Annotated in this window: 20 protein-coding genes and 1 pseudogene; 4 read left to right on the top strand and 17 right to left on the bottom strand. The window is 44.6% G+C overall.

Annotated elements, in window-relative coordinates; translation table 11 throughout:
- Position 1: 1 nt before the first annotated feature.
- Both H0266_RS09595 and H0266_RS09590 read right to left on the bottom strand, forming a co-directional pair.
- The gene (locus tag H0266_RS09595; protein ID WP_181472181.1) at positions 2-1,321 is read right to left on the bottom strand and encodes a sensor histidine kinase; all 1,320 of its coding nucleotides are present in this window, start codon (positions 1,319-1,321) and stop codon (positions 2-4) included.
- Positions 1,318-1,998 (bottom strand): response regulator transcription factor, encoded by a 681-nt coding sequence (locus tag H0266_RS09590; protein WP_181472180.1) that lies wholly within the window; start codon positions 1,996-1,998, stop codon positions 1,318-1,320. The genes H0266_RS09595 and H0266_RS09590 overlap by 4 nt, the downstream gene beginning before the upstream one ends.
- Before the next feature lie 243 nt (positions 1,999-2,241).
- On the opposite strand from H0266_RS09590, the gene H0266_RS09585 reads away from it, so the two are divergent.
- Positions 2,242-3,390, top strand: a complete 1,149-nt coding sequence (locus H0266_RS09585) for a S1C family serine protease (RefSeq protein WP_181472179.1) — start codon at positions 2,242-2,244, stop codon at positions 3,388-3,390.
- A 168-nt stretch (positions 3,391-3,558) separates the two neighbouring features.
- Here H0266_RS09585 and H0266_RS09580 read toward each other — a convergent pair.
- From H0266_RS09580 to H0266_RS09535, 10 genes and pseudogenes are all read right to left on the bottom strand, one after another.
- Positions 3,559-4,100 (bottom strand): annotated as a pseudogene (locus H0266_RS09580) (DUF4256 domain-containing protein).
- Positions 4,101-4,170: 70 nt separating this feature from the next.
- Positions 4,171-4,725, bottom strand: a complete 555-nt coding sequence (locus tag H0266_RS09575) for a DJ-1/PfpI family protein (protein WP_181472178.1) — start codon at positions 4,723-4,725, stop codon at positions 4,171-4,173.
- Positions 4,726-4,765: 40 nt separating this feature from the next.
- Complete coding sequence (locus H0266_RS09570; protein WP_181472177.1) at positions 4,766-5,500, bottom strand: metallophosphoesterase family protein; 735 nt, start codon at positions 5,498-5,500, stop codon at positions 4,766-4,768.
- Between the two features lie 235 nt (positions 5,501-5,735).
- Positions 5,736-7,178, bottom strand: a complete 1,443-nt coding sequence (gene cls, locus H0266_RS09565) for a cardiolipin synthase (protein WP_181472176.1) — start codon at positions 7,176-7,178, stop codon at positions 5,736-5,738.
- Between the two features lie 129 nt (positions 7,179-7,307).
- Positions 7,308-7,850, bottom strand: a complete 543-nt coding sequence (locus tag H0266_RS09560) for a transcription repressor NadR (protein WP_181472175.1) — start codon at positions 7,848-7,850, stop codon at positions 7,308-7,310.
- A gap of 81 nt (positions 7,851-7,931) precedes the next feature.
- A complete protein-coding gene (locus tag H0266_RS09555) occupies positions 7,932-9,389 on the bottom strand; it encodes a glycoside hydrolase family 32 protein (RefSeq protein WP_181472174.1) in 1,458 nt (485 codons plus the stop codon).
- 12 nt (positions 9,390-9,401) lie between these two features.
- A complete protein-coding gene (locus tag H0266_RS09550; protein WP_181472173.1) occupies positions 9,402-10,346 on the bottom strand; it encodes an aminoimidazole riboside kinase in 945 nt (314 codons plus the stop codon).
- A 192-nt stretch (positions 10,347-10,538) separates the two neighbouring features.
- A complete protein-coding gene (locus H0266_RS09545; protein ID WP_181472172.1) occupies positions 10,539-11,033 on the bottom strand; it encodes a PTS sugar transporter subunit IIA in 495 nt (164 codons plus the stop codon).
- A gap of 140 nt (positions 11,034-11,173) precedes the next feature.
- Complete coding sequence (megL, locus tag H0266_RS09540; protein WP_181472171.1) at positions 11,174-12,355, bottom strand: methionine gamma-lyase; 1,182 nt, start codon at positions 12,353-12,355, stop codon at positions 11,174-11,176.
- Positions 12,356-12,523: 168 nt separating this feature from the next.
- Positions 12,524-13,768 carry an EAL and HDOD domain-containing protein gene (locus H0266_RS09535; RefSeq protein WP_181472170.1) on the bottom strand — a complete coding sequence of 415 codons (1,245 nt, stop codon included), beginning with the start codon at positions 13,766-13,768 and terminating at the stop codon, positions 12,524-12,526.
- Positions 13,769-13,912: 144 nt separating this feature from the next.
- On the opposite strand from H0266_RS09535, the gene H0266_RS09530 reads away from it, so the two are divergent.
- Both H0266_RS09530 and rarD read left to right on the top strand, forming a co-directional pair.
- Positions 13,913-15,499 (top strand): FAD-dependent oxidoreductase, encoded by a 1,587-nt coding sequence (locus H0266_RS09530; protein WP_181472169.1) that lies wholly within the window; start codon positions 13,913-13,915, stop codon positions 15,497-15,499.
- A 558-nt stretch (positions 15,500-16,057) separates the two neighbouring features.
- Positions 16,058-16,963 (top strand): EamA family transporter RarD, encoded by a 906-nt coding sequence (gene rarD, locus H0266_RS09525; protein WP_181472168.1) that lies wholly within the window; start codon positions 16,058-16,060, stop codon positions 16,961-16,963.
- A gap of 314 nt (positions 16,964-17,277) precedes the next feature.
- Here the strand turns inward: rarD and H0266_RS09520 are convergent, their stop codons facing one another.
- A complete protein-coding gene (locus H0266_RS09520) occupies positions 17,278-18,243 on the bottom strand; it encodes an NAD(P)/FAD-dependent oxidoreductase (RefSeq protein ID WP_181472167.1) in 966 nt (321 codons plus the stop codon).
- Positions 18,244-18,502: 259 nt separating this feature from the next.
- Complete coding sequence (locus H0266_RS09515) at positions 18,503-21,688, bottom strand: efflux RND transporter permease subunit (RefSeq protein ID WP_220127214.1); 3,186 nt, start codon at positions 21,686-21,688, stop codon at positions 18,503-18,505.
- 88 nt (positions 21,689-21,776) lie between these two features.
- Between H0266_RS09515 and H0266_RS09510 the strand changes: the two genes are divergently transcribed.
- Complete coding sequence (locus H0266_RS09510) at positions 21,777-22,622, top strand: TetR/AcrR family transcriptional regulator (protein ID WP_181472165.1); 846 nt, start codon at positions 21,777-21,779, stop codon at positions 22,620-22,622.
- Between the two features lie 66 nt (positions 22,623-22,688).
- Here the strand turns inward: H0266_RS09510 and H0266_RS09505 are convergent, their stop codons facing one another.
- The 3 genes from H0266_RS09505 to H0266_RS09495 form a co-directional block, all read right to left on the bottom strand.
- The gene (locus tag H0266_RS09505) at positions 22,689-23,144 is read right to left on the bottom strand and encodes a hypothetical protein (protein WP_181472164.1); all 456 of its coding nucleotides are present in this window, start codon (positions 23,142-23,144) and stop codon (positions 22,689-22,691) included.
- Positions 23,145-23,198: 54 nt separating this feature from the next.
- Entirely contained in the window at positions 23,199-24,404 is a 1,206-nt protein-coding gene (locus H0266_RS09500) for an FAD-dependent oxidoreductase (protein WP_181472163.1), read from the bottom strand.
- Positions 24,405-24,526: 122 nt separating this feature from the next.
- Positions 24,527-24,724 carry a DUF2188 domain-containing protein gene (locus H0266_RS09495; RefSeq protein ID WP_181472162.1) on the bottom strand — a complete coding sequence of 66 codons (198 nt, stop codon included), beginning with the start codon at positions 24,722-24,724 and terminating at the stop codon, positions 24,527-24,529.
- Between the last annotated feature and the right edge of the window lie 117 nt (positions 24,725-24,841).

Below are 24,841 nucleotides of genomic sequence, written 5' to 3'. Positions count from 1 at the left end.
TTCACTCTCCAGGCAACTGGATTTCAAATGTAGCGCCTGATTGATTATAAGCTTCAATAGACCCTCCACTTCGTACGACAATCGCTCGTGATATGGCGAGCCCTAGACCTGTTTCCCCTCCTTTACCTTTAATGAAACGCTCAAATAACTGAGGGAGTAATTCTTCCGGAATTCCTTCTCCATCGTCTCCAACACGTATATGGACCATGCCGTTCTGGACGCTTGTCTCGATGGTCACTTGTGCACGAGCATGGCGAATCGCGTTACTGAGAATATTGATGAACGCTTGTAGCACACGCTCGCCGTCGACATAGGAGTAAAATGAATCTTCGACATCCAACTGAATGTCGACCCCTTTATCTTGAGCTAATGGGACAAGGCGGTCTTTCGCTTGAGTGAGAAGTTCCATAACGTCCGTTCGCTCAGGGTGGTAGACGTCTTCACTACTATCCAATTTAGCTAATAATATCATTTCATTGACGATTTTCTTCAGTCTCTCTGTTTCGCTCACCATTACGTTGTAGCCTTTCTCAGCCGCTTCTCCTTCAAAGATGCCATCACGGATTCCTTCTGCATACCCTTGGATGGATTGCAAGGGAGTCTTTAATTCATGCGAAGCATTTTGGAAAAATTGCTTTTGAGAATGAATATACCTGGACAACTCTTCAGCCATGTGTCGGACGCTTTGCTCTACCTCTTTTATCTCACCTGATGCTTCGACTGCCTGTACTTGATCGAACTGGCGCTTCTCGATTTTTTTCAATTCCAGCTTCAAACGAGAGAGCGGTGTGACCAATCGTTTTGTTAGGAAGTAACTGATGACAACGGCTAACACGAGACCGATGATAATGACGACGATCATTCGAAAAGCGAACACCGACTGGACAGCTTGTAAATCATTCAGTGGAGTAGCCATCACTAAGACCTGACTATTATCAGAAGATAGGGCAAAGTCGTACACGACGAAACGTTCGCCCGAGCTCCCCCACACTTCTTCATCAATCAGCTCTTCGTCGTAACGGCTGATCCACTCATCCGCTACAGTGTTTGGCATCGTACGGAATAGAACTTCGCCACTATCTCGATCAAACAGAAGAATGGGATAATTCCGGTCTTGGATCAATTGCGAAAGCTCTGGCCCTCGAGAAGGGCTTTGATCATTGATCACATCAATCAAAATTTCCGCTCGCGCCTTCAACTGTCTCTGTTCGTCTTGTATAAGCATGTCCATAAGTAAAGAGTAGATAAAAAAAGCCGTGATGGACATGAGAACAAGAATTAATGCGGTAAACGCTGCGTTCAACTGATAAAGCAGCTTCATGACGACTTATCCCTCAGTCGATATCCGTGCCCCCACACCGTCTCAATCGGCAATTCTTTCATCTTTTTCCGTATTCGTTTGACTAAGTCATCAACCGCTCGGTCACTGCCGAAATAATCATCCCCCCACACCCGCACGAGCAGCTCTTCCCTCGAGAACGCACGGTTTTCTTGGGAAGCCAAAATTTTCAATAGCTCGAACTCTTTCGTTGTCACTTCAACTTCTTCCTTTTGAAAATAAGCGCGACGCTCCTCTTCATTCAGCTCCAAATCGCCCGACTGGATGGTGTCCGCTTGTTGGTCAGGTTGCATTACCTGCCATCTTTTCAAATGCCTCTTCACACGAGCTACGAGCTCACGAGGACTGAACGGTTTCGTTAAATAATCATCCCCGCCCAGCTCAAGGCCAAGAATTTTATCCACTTCATCGTCCTTTGCTGAAATGATAATAATCGGAACTTCAGACGTTTGTCTTACCTGTTTACAAAATTCGTATCCATCCATTCCGGGAAGCATGATGTCGAGCACCCATAAATCCGGGTTCTCCGTTTCAAAAATCTCCCACGCTTTTTCGGCTGTTTCCACCGCTTGAACGACATATCCTTCTTTCTTCAAGTACCCTTCTACTATATCTCGAATATTCGGGTCATCCTCAACGAGACCAATCAACTGATCCATGAATATCCCCCTTCTATCTATTGGATTTCTTCTATTTTCTCATAGATTCAAACACTTCTCCCCTTTTACACACTTATTCCACATTTTCTCCAAATTCATTCCATAAGTCATCCGTAGAATAAGAATTGTCAGAGGGAAAGAGTCAAGGCGCTAGCGATGAAAATAAATTTCGCTTGTCGCTGCACCTATAGATTAGACAACGTACTTCTTCATTCTCAATACCGAAAGGGGTTACTTGTTATTATGTTCAATAATGAAAACAAAGAGAACAAACGCCAATATACACGTTCAGGTTTTGCCTTTAGTGTCCTTGGAGCGATTGTAGCCGTCTTTACCGTGACGACCGTTTTCCAATGGCAGGGCATTTCAATAGATATCAACACGAACCAACCGACCGCACAGGCCGATGAATTGAATCTCGGTAAAAATCAAGAAGCGGTGACGCAAGCAATTGATGAAACATCGAAAGCGGTCGTTGGTGTGAGTAACATTCAGGACACTCGTCAAGGAGCTCAAAAAGCCGGCACAGGATCTGGGGTCATCTATAAGGAAGATGGAGATCAAGCATTTGTCGCAACGAACCATCACGTCGTAGAGAAAGCTTCCTCTTTAGAGGTAATTTTGAGTGGTGGGAAAAAAGTAGATGCCGAATTAATGGGCAGTGACCCGTTAACAGACCTAGCCGTTTTAAAAATAGATAGCGAACATGTCGAAAAAGTTGCTGATTTAGCAGATGCCGATAATGTAGAGGTCGGTCAAACAGCCATTGCGATTGGTAACCCACTAGGCATGGAATTCGCAGGATCTGCAACAAAAGGTATTGTCAGTGGTCTAAACCGTAATATCCCGATAGATATAAACGGTGACCAACAACCAGACTGGCAGACCGAGGTCATCCAAACAGATGCCGCCATCAACCCAGGTAATAGTGGTGGTGCGCTGATCAACCTTCAGGGCGAAGTGATTGGAATCAACTCTATGAAAATCGCCAAGGAAGAAGTAGAAGGTATCGGTTTCTCTATCCCGATGAACGTGGCTAAGCCGGTCATTGAAGATTTAGAAACAAATGGTGAAGTGGAGCGCCCTTACATGGGAGTTTCCTTACAGGATGTCAGTCAAGTTCCTGGTGCTGCCCTGCAACAACAGTTGAACCTTCCATCTGACGTCACCAATGGTGTGATTGTCGGAGGAGTAGAGCAAGGTTCACCAGCCCAGGAAGCAGGACTTGAACAATATGATGTCATCACCAAGATGGACGGAAAAGAAGTGAAATCGCTCATGGAACTTCGCCAATATCTGTACAGTGAAACAGAAAATGGCGACACGGTAGAGCTAACGGTTTACCGTGATGGTCAACAAACAACGGCAGAGCTCACGCTTACTGCCCAGTAAGACCAATAAGGAGAGGGTATCCCTCCCTCTCCACTATCCATACAACCTCTCTCTCATAAATAAAAATTCAGCTTTTGTTAGCAGCTAGAAGCTGAATTCACAAAAAATCGCCTCGCGGCCATAAGCGAGGCGATTTTTTTGGTTTCCATTCTATTATCCGACGGTAATTTATCCCCGGAAGCCTCTGGCTGCATAGTAAGATTCCGCTCCATTATGATACACAAATACATGACCGAAGCGATAGTCACAAAACAGTGCACCACCGCGCTCTCTGATATCAGCAGGGGTCTGCACCCAGCTCGACGTTTTTTGGTCGAACTGACCAAGTGTTTGCAACGTGCGATATTGATCTTCTGTCAGAAGTTTGATCCCCATAGAAGATGCCCTTTCCACTGCAAGTTTTTGGGTTTATATTTCTTCCTCGACTCTAGTGCTTCTCGGTCGTAACAAACACTCCTGCGGCCCTTAGGGCTTTCTGCTGAGCAATCATAAAACATATATTCGTCCTTTTCTTCATCGTAGCCAACCACATCCGGCCCGCCTCCGGTACTTTCCATTTCGTTAAGCGACCACATCTTGTCTGGATTTGATTCGAGTTTGAATTGGACGTTCTCCCACTCTAAACCTTTGTGACGATCTGTGTGTTTTTCAAACCGTCTACGTAAGGTTTTCAGTACTTCTTCTATTTCTTCCGATGACGTCTCCTCCATATTTGCTTCTATTAGATTCCCGAATAATACCAAGGTTCGTTACGATATCTGGAATAGAGGTGGCTGATGCTCAATTACTTGAATCATACCATGCTTTCTCATATGTAAGATTGAGTAGATCTCCGACGTTACATGCAAATTCTATGAATGCTGAACCTTTAGCCGTAACAATGTAATCATCAACAACAACGGGAGAACTTACATAGTTTTCACTTTGAAATGTTCCTAAGAAACGCCTTTGATCTTCCGTTAGTCCTGTCGTATATTTTTTATCCTTCAATACCCCACTCGCAGACAATATGTAGGGAGCACTAGAAATGGCGGCTATGATTCTATTTTGGTCGTCCACTTTTTGTAAAAATGAATGAAGTTCTTGATGATTGACGAGATGCTCGAAGTCATCGACACCTGGAAGCACCACACTATCTAGTCGATTGATATCCACTTGAGCTATAGTAGACTCCGGAATACAAGGCAGCCCCGACTCTCCTTTAACTGGATGCCTGTCTAAACCCAGAAAGAGGACGGGTTTTCCACCTTGATGTAATACCGACAAAAGTACGGATAATTCATACTCACTGAACCTGGGATACAGCAGGACCGCTGTATAATGTGATTCCTTCACCGCTTCACTCCTCTCTCCTTAGATTTAGTTTTTATACGAATCAGACACCATGGAAAATCTTCAAAAGTGTCTCCCTAGCAGGTACTTTCAAATCATGATAAGACGCTAAGAAACTCGTTTTATCATAGACTTGCTTTTCCACTTTAGTATCTATATGGTCCTCTTCTATATCTACAATGGCATATCGCGCTTCCGGTGTATGGCTGCAGCCTAAAGATCCAGGGTTTAGATACATGGTCTTCTCATTTTTGAAATAGTGTGTAGGATGATGATGGCCAAAAGCAATAAAGTCTTCCGTGTATTCCTTATACAAGTTCTCCATATTCTTGAGCCCCGGTTTCACAATGGAGGCGAATGGATCTTTGCTAATATGTACACCTTCTCGTTCAGACGGAACCGGATAATGTGTAAATCTGAACTTGAAAGGATGAAAATCTTTAAGGATTGTGCGAGGTAATCGTTCTAATTTCGAAATAAAAACGGGGTCTAAACGATCCGCAATCCATTCATGGTGTTCTCTAGCATGAGCGTGACTTTCGGGATGGCTCTCCCCTTTAGCTAAAGCTATAATCGCCTCATCATGATTCCCAGTCACCATTGATATATCCTCTCTAGAAAATAAACTATGTAACACTTCGTTCGTATCCGGGCCGATTCCGATCATATCGCCGAGGCAATAGATGTGATCGACGCTATCTTTTTCATCAATTCTTTTTAATACTGCATTTAAAGCAGAGGCATTACCGTGTACATCCGCCATTATTGCAATGCGCAACGTTCATCTCCTCCTTATTTACCTGTATATGATCATCATAACATTTTTACATAATGTGGATGATACCTCCACGGTCCGAGTGTCCGAATACGAAGAATGCTTGTCCGAATAGCCTCAATAAATGTCCGAAAAATCTCAGTCACCCTTCCCTACACATACCGTCACAAGCAAACAGAGCCCATAAAAAAGGTTACCCTCCCTCAAATGAAGAGAAGATAACCTGAATTGTGGGTACTTACAAAATCGGTGACAACAATCTGGATATCGCTTCCTTGAAACGAATCCATTTCGAACGGGACTGGTACAACTTGAACGTTAATTCTGTGGAGTCGACCATGTCCTCATGAAAACGATCCGCCAGCAAGCCCGCTATGTCTGGATGGTAAAGGAACGCATTGACCTCAAAGTTCAAACGGAAACTTCTCACGTCAATGTTTGCCGTACCTACAGAAGCGATGTCTCCATCGACGACAATCGTTTTTGCATGGAGAAACCCTTTTTGATAGATATAAACCGTTGCCCCTGCCTTAAGCAATTCTCCGATATTCGAGAATGTAGCCCAGTAAACAAAGGGGTGATCCGGCATTCTAGGAATCATGATACGGACGTCCACGCCCGATAAGACGGCGATTCTAAGAGCATCAAGCAAGCTGTCATCTGGTATGAAATAAGGCGTTTGGATGTACACATATTCTTTGGCTGACATGATCATCTTCATGTAGCCGTGTTTGATTTGTTCCCACTCCGAGTCCGGACCACTGGAGACGATTTGCATCCCGACATCGCCTTTATCTTCGGCCTGATAGAAACGATCTTCATAGTCAATATCTTTTCTAGAAGCCTGATTCCAGTCGAGGATAAAGCGGGTTTGCATATGGTGGACGGCCCCTCCCTCAACACGGAGGTGTGTATCTCGCCAATAGCCGAAACGCTTGTTGAATCCAAGGTATTCATCACCTATATTAAACCCGCCTGTGTACCCGACCTTACCGTCGATGATGGCTAGTTTTCGGTGGTTCCGGTAGTTGATCTTCAGATTGACCTTCGGAACGAGTGATGGGAAAAATGATTCCACCTCTCCGCCAGCATCTTCAATCTTGCGTACGAATTTACGGCTGAGGAGACGCGACCCCATATCATCATAAAGAAGCTTCACTTCCACACCTTGCTTTGCCTTTTCAACTAGAGCATCAGCTAAGCGTTGCCCTAATTTATCTTCACGCACAATGTAATAAAGAAGGTGGACGTGATCTTCCGCCTGCTGAATATCTTCGATGAGTGCGTGGAATTTTTTTTGCCCGTCCGTGTAGACTTCCACTTTATTATTTTGCGAAAGCAAGGCATCGTTATTTTTCAAGTGTAAATAAATTAAATCTTCGTATTGTTCCATGGCCGGATGATGCACTTCGAACTTATCCTCTTTAATAGCATGCAATTGTTCCTGGACAGCCGTCAAAAGTCCGAGCCGACTCTTTTTGTCCCATGTAAATATTTCCTTGTTACTCAGTCTGCGACCAAAAACGAGGTACAATAAGAACCCTGCTATGGGCAGAAACAGTAAAACCATGAGCCACGCCCAGGTTGCACTCGCATCTCGGCGCTCTAAGAATATGATCGCTAAAGCTAATAAGACGTTCAAGCCGATAATGAAACTAAACAAATACGGGAGGATATTCACCTGGGTCACCCACCTTTTTATAAAACAAATGATTGCTCCTTTACTATATCACGACTGTGGAAAAAATAGTCATCACAAAGAAAAGAGATATGCTTCTTATTCGAAAGCATACCTCTTTTTTATTCCCCATTAACTTTTCATTAAAATACCTGCGTCACCCAAGGCTTCCACTGCTTCGTCTAAGGCTTCCTCATTATCAGAAGCAATCGTATGCGTGTGGATGCCATCCGTCAACTCCAACAAAAAGGAAGCCTTCGTGGAATGAACCTGATCAATGAATTTCTTAACATCACGACGATTGGAAATTCTGAGTTGAGCTGTTAAATCTCCATAAATTGGATGCTCGACAACAACATCCTGGACGTGGACCCCATGATCGACCAGAATATTCAACTCGTCTTCCGTCTGATCTGAATCATGCTGACAGACAATCGTACGTTGGTGAGCAAGTTCCTCTTTCGCATCTGTCATAAACAGATAACCTTGACTTGTGGCGACAATCGGTTCACTTCGCGCCTTTAATAACGACACATCTCCTACGATGACTTGTCTCGTTACATTCATCTCTTCGGCTAACGAACTTCCTGTCACAGGAATGCCGCGTTGTTTTAAAAGAGATAGAATATGTTCTCTGCGTTCACTAGCTTTCAATTTCTTGGAAGATTGACTCATATATAAGGCTCCTTCGTGCGATTTACATAAGATTATCTTATCACAAGTCGTAGGACTTCTGGAAGAGATAGGGTGACTGTCTTAATTGAAAATAAATCCATTCAACTTCCACTGCTCAATAGAGAAGGTACTTGTGCCTAGAGACGTGAATAAAATATGATCTTCTTCAGGTTGAGGATACATTCTCGAAGTCATTACTTCTTCCCCTCCATTGATGAAGATTTCGAGTGTGGAATGATCAATGAACAAGTGTAGATTTTGCAGCTCACTGGTGACCGCCACACGTCTGAACTCCGTTTTCGATTTATCTTCCAGATGTGGCCTGGACAGCGTTAAGATTCCATCCTTATAACTAAGTGAAGCGTACTGGAATAGCTCTAAAGCAAACTGGTCTCCAACGGTTTCCATGTCGATGCTCAGTTCAACAGCCTTGCCTCCGATGCCACGCACTGCTTTTTGATCATTCTCAATCGTGATGGAAGAATGCATTAAAACAGGACCTCTCATCTCCTTCATTTCTTCAAGAGGTTGTTGAATGATTTGTTTGCCGTTCCACGATAACTGTCTAGGCATCGTGAGGCAGTGGATCCATTGGTTTTCGATCGTTGGGTGTGCCTGTTCATATTGATCAGGTACTCCCATCCAGCCGATCAGGATCCGTCGCCCTTTTTCATCAACGGTCGTTTGAGGAGCGTAGAATTCGAAACCACGATCAAGCTCCCGGAAGTCTCCGTGTTTAAAGTCTGCGTTCTCATAGTCAAGCTCACCCGTGAAGTAGCCGCTCTGATACGTATTAGAATAGTGCATGCCTTCCTCTTCCAACCCTTGAGGAGACACGATCAGTACGTCGGTTCCATCCAGTTCGAACACGTCTGGACATTCCCACATATACCCGAACTCACCGAGGTTGTTCTCTTCGCTTCCTGTGATCGGTCCAAGGAATGACCACTCTAGCAAGTCTTGTGATTGGAATAGGACGGCTTTACCTTGCATGTCTTTACTTTGCGCTCCAATGACCATGTAGAAGCAATCTTCATGCTGCCATACTTTCGGATCTCTGAAGTGAGCCGTGTATCCTTCTGGAAGCTCCGCTACGACCCCTTTTTTCTCAAAAGTAAGACCATCCTCTGAAACAGCCAGGCACTGATACGTCTCACGATTGCCGTCGTCATCTTTCACATTGCCTGTGTAAAATAAATAGAGTTGATCGTTATGAACGATGGCACTCCCGGAATACACCCCGTTTTTATCAAACCAATCAGATGGCGTGAGGGCTGGCTTTTCATGAGTATAGTGAACGAAGTCCTTCGTCGTATAGTGACCCCAAAACTTGGCTCCGTGCCCTGTATCAAACGGCATCCACTGATAGAACACATGATATGTGCCCTTCCACTGGACAAAGCCGTTCGGGTCATTCAATAATCCAACGGGTGGCATTAAGTGATAATCCAACCGGTAAGGATCGCCCTGGACTTTCTCCGTATGCTTCTTTACTTCATCTGAAGCGTGTTGACGTAATTCCAAATCTCTTTCCGCCATTTGAGCTTCCCCCTATTTCAAATAATTGTCGACTTCATCACGAGTAGGTAAAGCGGTCATAGCCCCTTTTGTCGATGCTGCTAATGCACCAGACACACTCGCAAACTTCGTGATTTCTTCTAGTTCTTCAAGCGTCAGTTGATTTGTCGATTTGTCCCGTTCACTGAGCTGATATAAAATTCCTGAAACGAACGCATCCCCAGCCCCTGTCGTATCCACGGCCTGGACTTTCATAGCGGGAATATGTGTGTGACCTTCTTTCGTAAACACATAACTCCCTTCTGACCCAAGCGTCACATACAAAACAGGAATTTCAAAATGAGATAGGTGATCCACCCCTTTTTGTATATCCGATTCTCCAGTTAGAAACTCAAGCTCTTCCTCTGAAATTTTGACGATATCCGCTTCAGCGAGCATTGACACAATCGTTTCTTTCGCTGCTTCTTCAGATTCCCACAGTCCAAGACGGAGATTGGGATCATACGAGACGATGACACCCTTTTCCTTCGCTTGTTGAACGGCCTCTTTGGTCGCTGATCTCGCTGGCTCATTGATCATGGAAATGGAACCGAAATGAAAGACGTTATGGGAGTTGAATAGTGAAGCCTCTACTTCTTTCTCCTCTAGAAAGCGATCGGCACTTGGATCAATGTAAAAATCAAAGCTGCGCTCACCTGATTCGTCTAAGGTGACGAAGACCACGCCTGTACGTGTGTCTTTTGTGAAATACATGTATTCTGTCTCGACGCCATATGTAGTCAGCGTCTCTTTCAAAAAGCGACCTAGAACGTCATCGCCTACTTTGCCAAGAAACGTCGACTTTGCTCCTAAACGCGCAAGACCTACAGCAACATTTGCGGGTGCGCCTCCCGGGCTTTTTTGAAAACTCATATTATCGTTGTCTAATGGAATGAAATCAATTAACGCTTCTCCTAAACTGATAATGCCTTTTGTCATTGTGACACAACCCTTCCGTAGTTAAAGTAATCGGTGTAACCGCTTCTTCATTCACTCTGACTCTATTATACCTGCTAAGGTGGGTGTGTTTCCAATCATTTGTGGAATCGATTACACCTGTAGATTTACTTCAACTTGATGTTGCAAGCACAACAAAACCTAAAGCGCTTTGCTTTAGGTTTTGAGATGAATCTATTTCGTTTTTAAAGTGGCGATGGTTGTCTCACCTGAGTTTGCTGAATCTGTGTAAGATGGCTCAAAGGTTTCGACTGCGTCATCAAAGTTGGTAATGATGACAGGCGTGATGGTACTTTTCGCCTTTTCTCTTACGAGTTCAGGATCGAATGTAATCAGGAGGTCGCCTGCTTCTACTTTGTCTCCCGTTTTCACGTGACCTTCAAAGCCTTCCCCTTCCATCGAGACCGTCTCAAGACCGATGTGTACAAGTACTTCGATACCAGATTTCGTTTTTATTCCGACAGCATGATTCGTCGGAAAGATTTGAACAATTTCCCCTTTTACAGGGCTCACGACTTTACCGTCTGCAGGTTCAATCGCAACACCATCCCCCATCATCCGTTGGCTGAACACAGGGTCATCCACTTCGTCTAACGAAACCACTTTCCCATTCAAAGGGGCTACCAGTTGCTCTTCTGTGCTTTTTTTGCCGAATAATTTCTCTAACATGCGTATCCCGTTCCTTTCTATAAAGAGTAGTATTGTTATTGAATGTCTACCTGTACTTTTCCCTACTCAAGGAACGCTAAACCAATAAGGTTGTCACGAGAACATCGCTGCTTCTCTCCATTTATGGGTTAAAACAAGTTTTATATTTGATGAAGGGCTTGTGAAATATCATCCCAGAGGTCTTCCACCGATTCCAAGCCGATGGACAGACGAATGAGTTCATCACTGATTCCCATCCGCCTCCGTTCTTGCTCCGGGATCACCGCATGGGTCATCGTTGCCGGGTGTTGAACGAGCGTTTCAGCATCCCCCAGGCTTACGGCAATTTTAATCAACGAAAGCTGATCCATAAAATGTTGGGCCGTTTGTTTAGAACCCTTCATTTCAAATGAGATGACGCCTCCTGTGTTGGCCATTTGTTTCTCTACAATCGCATTTTGAGACGGGCTGTCCATTCCAGGGTAGAACACTCGCTTCACTTTCGGATGTGCCTGCAACCGCTCTGCGATCTCCCTTGCGTTCGAACTATGTCGATCCAGCCGGACATGTAGCGTTTTCAATCCTCTTAATAAAAGCCAAGCATCGAACGGAGCCAGCACACCGCCCATGTCTTTCTGTTCATGCTTCACTAACGATTGGACATAGTCTTCCTTTCCTACGACAAGCCCTGCTACAACATCTCCGTGACCGCTAATATACTTGGTGGCACTATGAAGGACGATGTCACACCCTAACTCGAGCGGACGCTGCAAGTAAGGGGAACAGAACGTATTATCAACGACCACTTTGATACCAGCATCCTTCGCCACTCTAGCGACCATGGATAAATCAATGACTTTCATCGTAGGATTGATTGGTGTTTCCACAAAAATACACGTCGTATTTTCTTGAATGCATGAGCGAAGTTTCTCTTCACTTTCCATATGACTGAAACTGTGCGTAATGCTATATTTTTCTTCTAACATTTTTAATAATCCGAACGTGCATCCATATAAGCCGTTGGAACAAATGATATGATCTTCTTTCTTTGTCAATGATGTAAGCACGGCTGAAACAGCAGCCATTCCAGAAGAAAAAGCGAGTCCTTTCTCTCCCTTTTCTAATGTAGCGATTCGCTGCTCTAAGACGGTTACAGTCGGATTGCCAAGGCGGGAATAGACATAACCATTCTCCTCCCCCGCAAATCGTCTCTCGCCTTGTCCTGCTGTCTCAAAGGAAAAAGTAGATGTCTGGTAAATCGGTGTTGCTAAGCTACCGAAATGATGATCTGGCGCATCACCACCATGGATCATTTCCGACTCGATTCGTTGATTTTTATTCATCCTAACCCTCCTAAGATCGTCCCTCCTATAGTTTATTTTTTGTAAACGTTTTCATTACTGTCAATGGGAAGAATCCTAGAATATTTCATAGATGGATTTCATAGCGATCCTATGACTGAAAGAACATCATGGTACAAAAAAACTCCCCCTGAAGGAAGTTGATTTAAACTATGCCGAGAAATTCTCTTGATAGAGCTGATCTGTCCAAGCGATCGACTGTCCATAGATTTCAAAAATTTCATTCAGCTGCATATCAAATGCGGACAAAGACTTTTCTAAGTAATCAAAGTCAGCCTGCTCCATTGCGATGACAAGATCCAAAATTTCCCGGTATATATTCTTTTCTTTGCGCAGTGCATTCTGGATTTCTGTATCTAAGGGAAGTGACTCCACAATTTCATTCATCGGGCGCTTTGTAACGACGTCAATCAGCGACATGATTCCAGCTAAGAAGTATCCGTCGGCTCTCCCTGGAGAGCGCAGCCGTACTGCCACCTGCTCTGACATCTTCGCCCGGATCAGGCTTGTCTTTGTTACAAGTTGTGGAGTCGTCGTATGTTTTGGACTCGCTTCCTTGATAGATAGAACGTACAGCCATTTTTTCAGTGCATCGGTTCCCAGTAACATGACGGCTTGTTTGATGGATTGAACGGGCATAGTGCCTTCACGTTTCGTTGTATTGATCAGTCGAAGCAGCTTATAGGTGAGGGCCAAATCGTGACCGATAATTTCCGTTACTTTCTCGATATTGATTTCGTCATCAGGAACAGATAACTCCTTAATCATTTGAAAGTACGTGGAATGGAAAAACGGGATATCGGTGCCCGTAATGATTACGGGCTTGCTGAAATAAAATCCTTGAAAAAGATCGAACCCTTCTTTTTTGCAGCGCTCGTAATCTTCTCTCGTCTCTACTTTTTCAGCGAGTAAGGTAATGTTCATTTGCTTGGCCAACTGAATAATTGCAACGCGCTCTTGCTCAGCTACTAATCGGATGTCAACTTTCAGAATATCTATGTAGGGCATCAATTCAATAAAAGATGGATCTTGAATACTGACTACATCGTCCAGTGCAATTTGAAACCCTTTCTCTTTCAATTCCCGACAAACCCGAACAACATCGTACGTGAGTGATACATCCTCTAAGATTTCGACGACGAGCTGTTGTGGTGAAAAATATTCAGGAACCTTATCTAATAACAATTTCTCAGTGAAGTTAATAAAACAAGGCTTCCCTTGGGACATCCGTTCAAGTCCGATTGTGAGAAACGTATTCTTTAACACTTCAGAAGTGGCTTCGTTTCCATCCATGGGAATAAAGTGGTTCTCAAGACTATTTCGATATAAAAGCTCATATCCATACACGTCATCATTCTTCTTTAGAATCGGCTGTCTTGCAACGAACACTTCCATCTTCCTGCCCCCTTGGAATCACGACTATGTTAAGGTCTATTATACTACATAATAGACAAGATGTTAATTTTCTCCCTAATTTTTACATGAAATATGTGGTCTTGGAAACACTGAACACAAAGCGTCTATATAAGGAGGACTACTATGAATCACGATCAAGAATGGACACAACCTGAGCCGCTTTGGCGAGAGGACACGACCATAGATTCATTCGATTCTTTGAACGAAAATCTATCCACGGATGTCTTAATTGTAGGTGGTGGAATAACAGGAATTACCACGGCCTATCTATTGGCGAAGTCCGGTAAACAAGTGACATTAATTGAAGCCGATGAGCTTGTTAATGGAACGACTGGCCATACAACAGCGAAAGTAACCGCTCAACACGGACTGATCTACGATGAATTCCAAAATCATTTCGGCGTTGATGACGCTTCTTTATACTACCAAGCGCAAATGAGCGCCCTAGCTTTCATGGAGGAACTGGTTGAAAAGCACTCGATCGATTGCGATTGGGTGAAAGAGGACGCTCACCTTTTTGCTACGACCAAGCAAGGGGCGTTGAAGCTCGAGAAGGAATACAAAGCGTATATGAACCTCGATATTCCCGGAGAACTTACCGATACGCTGCCATTTGATATGGACGCGACCAAAGCGTTAAGCATGAAAAATCAAGCACGCTTTCATCCTGTTAAATACTTAGCTGCCGTAGTCAAAGAGTTGAAGAACCTAGGCTGTGATATCTATGAGCATACAAAAGCCACAGATGTCACGGAAGGAGACCGGATTGAAGTCACGACAGGGAACAACTGTACCATCACCTGCGATCAGCTCGTTTCCTGTAGTCACTTCCCTTTCTACGATGGAAAAGGATTTTATTTCAGCCGTATGTATGCGGAGCGCTCTTACTTAATGGCGATTGAACCAGAAAAAGAAATTCCATCCGGGATGTATGTGTCCATCGATGAACCGAAACGCACGGTCAGAACAGCTGAATACGAAGGAAAGCCGATTTTACTCGTAGGTGGGGAAAGCCACAAGACAGGGGAAGGTGTCGATACGTCTTTCCACTACAGGGCTATCGAAGAGTTCGCTGCTGAAACATTCGGTATCAAGAAAAAACTTTTCCAATGGTCGGCACAAGACTTGACCACACTAGATAAAGTCCCTTATATCGGTCCGATCACCCGAAGGAATCAACGTGTGTTCATTGCGACAGGCTTCCGTAAATGGGGGATGACGAACGGTACACTGGCAGCACAATTGATAGCCGATTATGTAGTTGGTGAAACGTCCCTCTTCCACGACTTGTTCAAGCCTTCCCGCTTCAAAACAGATCCTAGTATGAAACAGTTCTTATCCCAAAGCTTTGACGTTGCTACTCACCTGATTGATGGAAAACTGGAGATTGTCGGAGAACGTCCGGAGCGGCTGAGAACGGGCGAGGGCAAAGTCATCCAATGGGAAGGAAAGCGAGCCGGTGCCTATAAGGATCAAGAAGGTAAAGTCTATATGGTGGATACGACGTGTACACATATGGGGTGTGAAGTAGAATGGAACAGTGCGGAGCATTCCTGGGACTGTCCATGTCATGGTTCGCGCTTCTCGTATGATGGTTCTGTCATGGAAGGTCCGGCTGACAAACCGTTAGTCGATTTGTCAGAGCAACTGCTTCCGTTATCTGAACATAAACACGAGGGACAGGAAGATCAATTAGAAGAAAGTGAATAAACGCTTAGGAGCATGGAACTTTGTTCTTTGCTCCTTTTCCTGCTGCCTGCAGAAGTCAGTGAAACGGTTCTGTTCGATCATATAGTAATACCGTGGGATGGAAAACGACTCGCTTTCCTGCGGGGGAACCGGCGAGCCTCCTCGTTCATTGACACTCTCTGTGGGGTCTCGCCTAGGTCCTTCTCCCGCGGGAGTCTCGCCGTTTTCCACCCCACTATGCTACAAATAGTGGAAACAGAACCTTGCCAAACATTGTGCTGGATCAGTAGAGCTCCTCATTATAATTGAATCTCTAGACGTTGAACTGCCTTTGTTGAGGTGGCGTGGAAACGGCGACACTCCTGCAGGATCTGAGGGCCTGGTGAGATCCCGCAGAGCGCGAAGCGAGCGAGGAAGCTCACCGCCGCCTGCGGAAAGGGAGTCGTTTCCACGCCACCGGATTCTCTCATTTTAGAAGAACCGAAAGTAGCTTTTTCAAACTAGTTCTCTTGAGTATTTCGTATGGAAGATTACAATAGGAGGAGATGATTACGAAATAGCAGGAGAGGATTTTCAAGAATGATTCAAGACCAGAAGCTTGGCATCATCTATACGGCAAGTGCTTATATACTGTGGGGGATCCTCCCCATCTATTGGAAGTTGATTCAACAAATCCCCGCTTTCGAAATATTAGCCCACCGAATTATTTGGTCGTTTATATTTATGGGGTTCATCGTATGGGTCTCCCGGAAGAAACAGCCGTTCTTAGAACAATTACGTTCCATCGTCAAAAACAAAAAGCAGCTGATCGGTATTACGCTCGCTTCCATTGCCATCAGTATCAACTGGGTAACGTACATATGGGCCGTCAATACAAACCATGTTATTGAAGCCAGCCTCGGCTATTACATAAACCCGCTCGTCAGTATATTGTTAGGCATGATTGTTTTGAAAGAAACTTTCTCCAAAGCCCAATGGTTGGCCTTTGCCTTGGCCGGGTGTGGAGTCTCTTATATGACCATCCACTTCGGGTCTGTTCCTTGGATTGCTCTGTTTCTAGCTCTCAGCTTCGGATCCTATGGATTACTGAAAAAACTGGTTCCTTTGAATGCCATGTACGGGTTGACCATTGAAACGATGATGGTCACACCCATTGCCCTTCTTTACCTTTTCAGTCAACAATCTGGCGAGTGGGCTAACGTCGAATGGGTTTCTGTGACGTCCCTACTCGTGTTCGGGGCGGGGATTGTAACAGCGATTCCTCTGTTACTATTTTCTGCAGGAGCTAAGCGCATCCCTCTCTCCATGGTCGGGTTTCTTCAATATTTCGCCCCTACCATCATGTTGATCATCGGCGTTTTCCTATACGATGAACCGTTCACCCAGGTGCACGCCATATCCTTCACCCTCATTTGGGCAGGGCTCGCGGTTTATACCGTCACGCGGATGAAGCGTTTGAAAAAGTACGAACAAAAAACCGCCTGACCAGGTTCGTTATCATATGTGAGTTTAGGGTGGTTTTGAAACAACTCACTTTCTCAGGGCATGCTTAATCCTCTTTCAAAAAGCGGTGTTGTAAAATTATTTCGGACATTTGTTAGGGTTATTCGGACGAAGCATTACGTTTATCGGACACCTTCCTGTATTATCCGGACAAGCTACTCGCTATTTCGGACATTTATCACTTATTCGGACATTTCACACGCTTTTTCGGACAACCATCCCGCCCTAAACTCTATTTCGGGGCCGGTCTATACAATAACAAGCACCCCTGCATGGATACAGGGGTGCTTGTTATATTACCAACTCAAATAAGCGGCGGCGTCTTTGCCGGATAGGTAGGCACTTTCGATTCGTGTGCGACCCGCTTCATCATTCTCCCGTAAAAACGCATCCCCAGCTGCGACGAGCGTAGCGTCTCCTTTTAAATCCAAATAGGAGGAACGGAGCACGTTTTTAGCTTGAGCATAACGCCAGCGCTTGAGTTGTTCAGACTCTAGATCATCCCAGTTTAAGTAGGATGCTAACTTTTCTTGCATCAAAGACATCACATAGTCTTCCCCGAAGTAACGGCGCGACCAGTCACCTGTCATATATACACTGACGATCACCTCATCTGAGATTCCTTTTTTCTGATGATCGACTATCCGCTCAACGCCATCCGGCAGGCCTTGGTCAACCTGTCCGATTTCGGGTAAAGAAGTAGGTGTTTTAAAATGAAATATCCCTACGTATGTAGGTTCAAATGATATACTCTTCAATTGTTTAAGCGCTGAGGGTTGAACAGAAAGCTCACTATCTTTCAACAACTGAACGATTTGAGGAATGGGCATCGTTAACAGAACCTTTTCCGACTTCCATACTTGACCTTTGTCATCGGTAACCTCGTAAGCTCCTTCTTTCTCAACAATAGAAGTCACTTTCGATTCAAGGCTCGGTGTGAACTCTTCGCTCAGCTGCTTCGCAAGCTTATTCATTCCATCAACGGCTGTATAGCGAGGGTGATCGTCTCCGAACCAATTCGTAATCCACCCTTTTTTCAACCAGTCTTGGACCTCTTCATCCAACTCTTCTGTACGTACGGTGAAAAATTGAGCTCCATGATCAGCTTTGCCGTTTGCGACTCGTCTCGTCGCCAGTCGGCCACCGACACTTTTACTCTTATCTACTAAAAGAAATTGATTACGTCCTTGTTTATTTAATCGGCGGGCAGCTGTAATGCCAGCGAGACCTGCGCCTACAATAGTCATTTCATAGTTTTCCATGATCACACCTCCAATTCTATTGTACGCCACTTGATTACGGTTTGGACAGCAATCTCTTATACTTAGACACTATTTCCTATGCTTAAGCAACTTCTCGACAAAATCCGTCATAGCAAAGGCTCAGACAACCTTTAAAGCCCATGAAATATTTAGCCGAAATGACTCGAGTCGGAGAGCATAGCGTTCCTAGTGAATGCAATTAACTTCTGCTAGATGCAAAGAAGAGCACCCCTACAATGAGGAGTGCTCCGCAAAAGGTTTATGCTTTTTTCTTGCGCTTGAATTTACTCAAGAACTCATAGGCTAACGGAACAATTAATAGGGTCAGAAGCGTTGAGCTTGCTAAACCACCAATAACGGTTACGCCTAGACCTTTACTGATGATCGATCCGCCTTCGAATCCGAGAGCTAGTGGTAATAACGCTCCAATCGTCGCTAAGGCTGTCATCAGGATTGGACGGAGTCTCGTCATCCCTGCATCGATAAGGGCATCTCTCGTCGACAATCCTTCGTTCTCTTTATGAATGACTCGGTCAATCAGTACGATGGCGTTCGTCACAACGATACCGATCAACATCAAGGCACCGATCATGGCAGAGATACTCAGCGTTTCTCCGCTGATCAAGAGACCTAAGACCGCACCGATAATCGTAAACGGTAGCGAGAATAGAATCGCCAGTGGAGCTAATCCTCCACCGAAGAAGATGACTAGAATCAAGTACACAATCGCGATGGCTGCAAGCATGGCGAGCCCTAGCTGTGTAAAGGATTCTTGGATATCCTGGGCTACTCCACCTTGTGTGATTTCTACGCCCGTTGGTGTTTCAATCTCTTGTACTTGTTCGTTTACGTTCTGCGATACCGATCCAACATCGTCAATCGTAATTTCAGCGCTCACGCTAGCGAAGACGCGTCCATCACGACGTGTGATCGTATCCGCTGTTGTCCCTTCTTCTACTTCAACAACCTCACTGATCGCAATAGACTGACCAGTTGGTGATTGCAATTCTTTTTCTGTTAAATCTTCAATGCCGCTTACATTCTCCGTGCTCACTTCAACGTAGACGTTCACTTCCTCGCCGTCCATTTCAAGTGTTGTCACAACAGGCTGCTCGCCATTCTTGTTCAGAGCCATCCCGACTTGAGCGGCTGTCATTCCAAGTTCGCTTAGTCTCTCGTGATCCGCTACTAACGTGTACTCTTCATAGGATTCTGACAATCCAGAGTCTACGTTTCTTAAATTCTCTTGTTCAGACAACAGTTCTGCTACTTCTTCCACAACAGGCTTGATTTGCTCGGTGTCCTCACCGTACACAAGCACCTCTAGACCACTGCCACCGCCAGTTCCAGAGAAGTCCTGGTTGGACCATTCGCCTTTTTCCGTTTGTTCATTCAAGGCGTCGATGACTTGTTGGGTTTCTTCTGAGAAGTTCTCTGTATCATCCGCGTACTCTACGAAAAAGGCTGCCTGATTTGACGCCCCAGGGCTCATGGGATTTTCCCCACCAACGGAATATTGGATGGTTTCTGCCCCGTCACGGCTTTCGAACGTTTCAGCCGCTTGGATCGCAATTTCTTCGACATCTTCAAGCGTCTGCCCTGGTTCAGGATTGTAGGTAGCCATGACCATTTTCTGTTCTTGTTCAGGTAAGAAACTTGTTCCGACTAATGGGACAAGTGCTACACTTCCAACGAGGACAGCAACCGCTACAATCGTCGAAATAATCTTATGGTTGAGCGTACTAGTCAACACTTTACGATACACGTTCGCAAGACGTCCAGTGCCTTCTTCGTGTCCACCTTTTTTCACTTTATCTTTCTTCAGCAATGCGTGGGAAAGCATCGGAACAATCGTGACCGCTACTAATAGAGAAGCGAGAAGTGCAAACACGACCGTCAAGGCGAATGGCAAGAAGATCTGCCCCACTGTACCTTCGACTAACCCTAGAGGTAAGAACACAGCAATCGTGACGAGCGTCGAGGACAGGATCGGCATGAACATTTCTCGTGTCGACTCTCTGACCAAGTCTTTTCCTGACAGCTTCTCACCCGGAAGCGACATTCGCCTGTATATGTTTTCAACTACGACAATCGAGTCATCAACTACACGCCCGATGGCAACAGTCATCGCACCAAGGGTCATGATGTTCAACGTGATGTCCAGTTGATTCAAAAATAGAATCGCAATCAATAAAGAAAGCGGTATAGAGATGATTGAAATGATTGTTGTTTTGATATTACGTAAGAACAACAGAATAACAATGACAGCAAACAGTCCACCGAACAAGGCTTTGTTCAACATCGTACTGACAGACTCTTCGATCGGTTCTCCTTGGTCGAAGGAGTAAACGAAGTCAACACCGCTCAGCTCATCTTCAAAGGAAGCCGTTTCCTCTTTGACAAGGTTCACGACATCTACCGTATTCGCTTCTTGCGACTTCACAACTTGCAGGGTGATGGAATCTTCTCCATTTGTACGCGAAATCGATTCTGCCTCACCGACTACTTCAATATCCGCTAGTTCTCCGAGCTGAACCGTCGGAATGGCCGCTTGTTGTAGTGCTGCTTGTTCTCCAGAAGGAGGTGTTTGCCCTTGAGGGGGCGTTTGTCCTTGTGGTGCTTGACCTTGGGACGGAGCTCCTGGCATTTGTCCTTGTCCTGCACTACTTGGAATAGCAGGAATTTGGAGTTCACGTAGTTCATCTACGGTCGTGATATTTCCATTCACGACTACAGATTTCTGCGTATCATCAAACGTATAAAGCCCTAATGGGAATTTAACGTCTGATCCTTTGATGACATTCGTTATTGTATCTTGGTTGAGACCATATTCAGCCAGGGCCTCTTCGTTAAAATCGATTTGGACTTCTTGGATTTGCTGACCAGACACTTGAACGTCAGCTACACCTTCCACCCCTTCTAGAGCCGGAACAATTTGATCTTCTACCGTCGTGGTCAATTGCTCCAATGACTGCTCACCATTGATTGCACTTAGACTTACAACAGGGAACGCATTGAAATTCAATCGAGATACGGACGGATCCTGTGCCTCATCCGGCAATTCCGCACCGCCGACGGCATCTTGCAGTTCGTCTTCGGCTTCGTCTAGACTTTTATCAAAGCTATACTCGATTTGCAGTGAGGAAGCGTTTTGGAAAGACGTTGAACTGACCGTTTTCACTCCGCTCAAATTACTCACCTGTTGTTCAAGCGGTTCTGATATTTCATCGGCGACCTCTTGAGGTGTCGCTCCTGGATAAACCGTTGTGACCGTGATAATCGGTGGTTCGATATCTGGTATAGTTTCCAGTTTCATATTTAGACCTGCATATAAACCCGCGATTGTGATGATAATGGTCATCAACCAGATAGCGAATTTATTGTTCATTGAAAAATTAATGATTCCTTTCACTATGTGTCTCCCCTTCATTGACCGTATAGTCATAATCAATTACAATGTTAATGACCGAACAGTCATAAGTCAAGAATAATGTTATAATGAAAAGGTATTATATATAAAAGGAGTTCACATTATGGACGAGAAATCCATTCACATTATAGAAGAATCAATCAAATTGTTTGCCAAGAAGGGGTTCAGCTCCACGTCAGTTCAGGAGATTGCCAACGAATGCGGCATATCTAAAGGTGCCTTCTACTTACATTTCAAATCCAAAGACGCATTGTTGCTGGAATTATTCAATCACTTCTATCATCAAATCCAGCGTAAAATCGACGACGTCCAGTCGGAAGATTTAGATCCTCGAACCAAATTCAAAGAGCAACTGCGTATTACATTCGAGGAGATTGCCGATCATCGTGAGTTTATTATTATGCAAATCAGGGAGCAAGCTATTCCGTTCAATGACCATATTGACGACTTTTTAACGAAGATGCGATTTAATACCTATTTGTTCTACAAAAGGCAGTTATTATCAATGTATGGAAAAGAAATCGATGCCGCGGTATGGGAAGTCAGCTTAATCATACATGGGATTTTTAAAGGGTTTATCGATTTGATCATCATTGAAGGAGCGAAGTTGGATTACGATGAAATTTCTCAGGCCATCCTACGAAGAACTGACTATATTGTTGCGGGATTCAAACAAAGTGGTGACCAACCAGTCATAACAGAAGAATTTATGAATAAGGTCATCCCTGAAGACTTCTATAAGCAAGAGTTGGACGAAATGATCCAGACCATTGTAGCCTTTAAAGAAAAGTCGACGGGAGATCTACAAGTTACGTTGACGGTGCTTCTAGATGAAATCCAAAAAAGGGAGCCACGTGCTGCCATCATTAAAGGAATGCTGTCCAATTTAGAAGAAGACGCTGCTTATCAAGGGATCGCCGGCCAAATCCGTACGTATTATCAATTATAAGTCTGATAAAAGGGGAAGGTCCCGCAGGTTCAAATTTGAACCTGCGGGACCTTCCCCTCTGCTATTCTAAACGGTTTCGGTTTCCATGATTTCGTCTAGTATTGGATACACAGACTCTACTCCTTCTTCCGCTACGAGACAAGCCACTCCCAGCGGCGTTTCCCAGAACGAATCAGGGATATAAGGGTTCTTCAAACCAGCCGGTTGATACAGCGCCTTGTAAATCCGGTTCAAGTGTTCTTGCGTTTCATTATGATCCCCTTTCCGTTCTCCACGAGCAAGAAAGAAAACATAACGCATCGATTGGAATAAATTATCACCAGGCATAAACGTGTACTCTTTAAAGAATTGCAATTGCTTTTCAGCTTCTTCTTTCAACCCTGATTGAATGGCCAGATCTCCTAAGTGCTCATGCAAGTGACGGTACACCTGTTGAAAAACTCGGCGTTTCTCATCTTGCATCACACGGTCGGTATAAATGTCTTGCAGCTTCTCATAAGCGCTCTCTTTTGTCCAGTCCATCGTTCATCACCTCAATATCCTTGTTTCGATATCACCTTCGTACTTTCCTTCTTTTTACTGTGGTTTGTATCCGAACGACTCCGCTTCCATCTGTACAGAACCATGAAGCAAAGGGATGTCCTTAGACTCTTCTTTCAAATGGTCCGCTAGATTTGGTACAAGCTTGTTCCATACCATGGGATTTGCAGCCATCGCTTGAAATAGTGCCACTTCATTCGTCGTCCATTTGCGTAGCGACCTTATATAGTCGATCGTCAATTGAAAGCCGGGCAACAGTTGTTCATCACGTTTTTGTTGAAAAGTCTTGAGTGCCGATTCCACATCCTCCTGCTCCAAAGCTTCCGCTAAAAGAAACGATTGCATGAAGGCATCATTGATTCCAAGCCCCGTGCTCGGGTCTTTACTATGACCAGCGTCTCCAATAAGCGCCCAGCCACGCCCATATGCTTGTCTGAAATGATTCGGCATTCCCGGTGTTCCGACTATCTTCCCTATTCGGATTGCACCCGCCATTCGTTCATCCATTCCGTAAAGTTCTTTATACATCGCCTCGAAACGTTCCTCTGGGTGTTTCATCATGGACTTGAACTCCTCAGGATGGATCTCGAGACCAAGGCAGTCTCTCCCTTCTTCCATCGGAAAAAGAAAGCCGATTCGCCCTTCATGAAGAAATATCTCCGTCGTCGGTTTTGGTAATGGATTGATACCTTCATAATATCCATAGAGAACAGGACGGAGCGGTTTGTGAGATTGATATTCTTCAGCCCCCACCCAATGGGCTATGTTCGAATGCTTTCCATCCGCACCAACCACCCATTCGCCTTCTACTTTCGACGCGTGACCAGAACGGTTCTCAGTCACAACTCCAGTGACGCGATCGTTCTCCCATAAAAGCTCTCTTACCGATGTTTGCTCCCACACTTCTACTGTAGGTTCCTTCTTAGCTTTTTCCAACAGTACATGATCTAAATGATCACGCTTCGGTATGATCGTATAAGCAGATCTCGGTCCTTCTACAAAACTTTCACCGATATGAGTGCGCATCCGTTCAATCTTACGCAACCCTGTTGCCTCTACTTCCTCAAGTACTCCAAGTCGCTCCAAATAATTAACATGAGACATGTGGTGCGTCGACAATGTGTCGCTTGGAAACGCAGCTTTATCAATAAGTAAAATGCTTTTTCCCTGTTGTCCTAGAAGTATAGCCAAACTCGAGCCTGACACACGTGCCCCGACGATGATGACGTCATACTGTTTCATCTCTATCCTCACCCTTTATGATGACTTTTTCTCTATCGTACCGAGTTCGAGGACATTTTTCTAGCTGAACGCATCCATCAAACCAAATAAAAAAACTCCCGAAATGGGAGTTTTAAAGATGATTAGAATTTACGTTCTGATTCTACCTCATGGTTTTTATCCATGATCAAGACACGGCTCGGTTTATTTTGCTCGGCTATTTCTGTCGCTTTCTCAACAGCCTTGTCACGCTCATCAAATTCGTCCGTTGGCGCGACGTCTTCGATTTTAACAAACCATCCTGTTGCGTCTTTATTTGGTACTACACTATATTCCTTCATTCTTCAACACTCCTTTTAAGTACTTAATGGGGTTATTCCCATCAACCATTCCCTTCAAACCTACGAAGTCAGTTGACATTCATCCGTTCTCCATTTATAATTTTCATCAACTTAATG

Origin of the sequence: Halobacillus locisalis (assembly GCF_013694105.1) — a bacterium.
Taxonomy (GTDB): domain Bacteria; phylum Bacillota; class Bacilli; order Bacillales; family Halobacillaceae; genus Halobacillus; species Halobacillus locisalis.
Note: the sequence above shows the minus strand (reverse complement) of the source record. Positions and strands in the feature narration are given on the sequence as shown.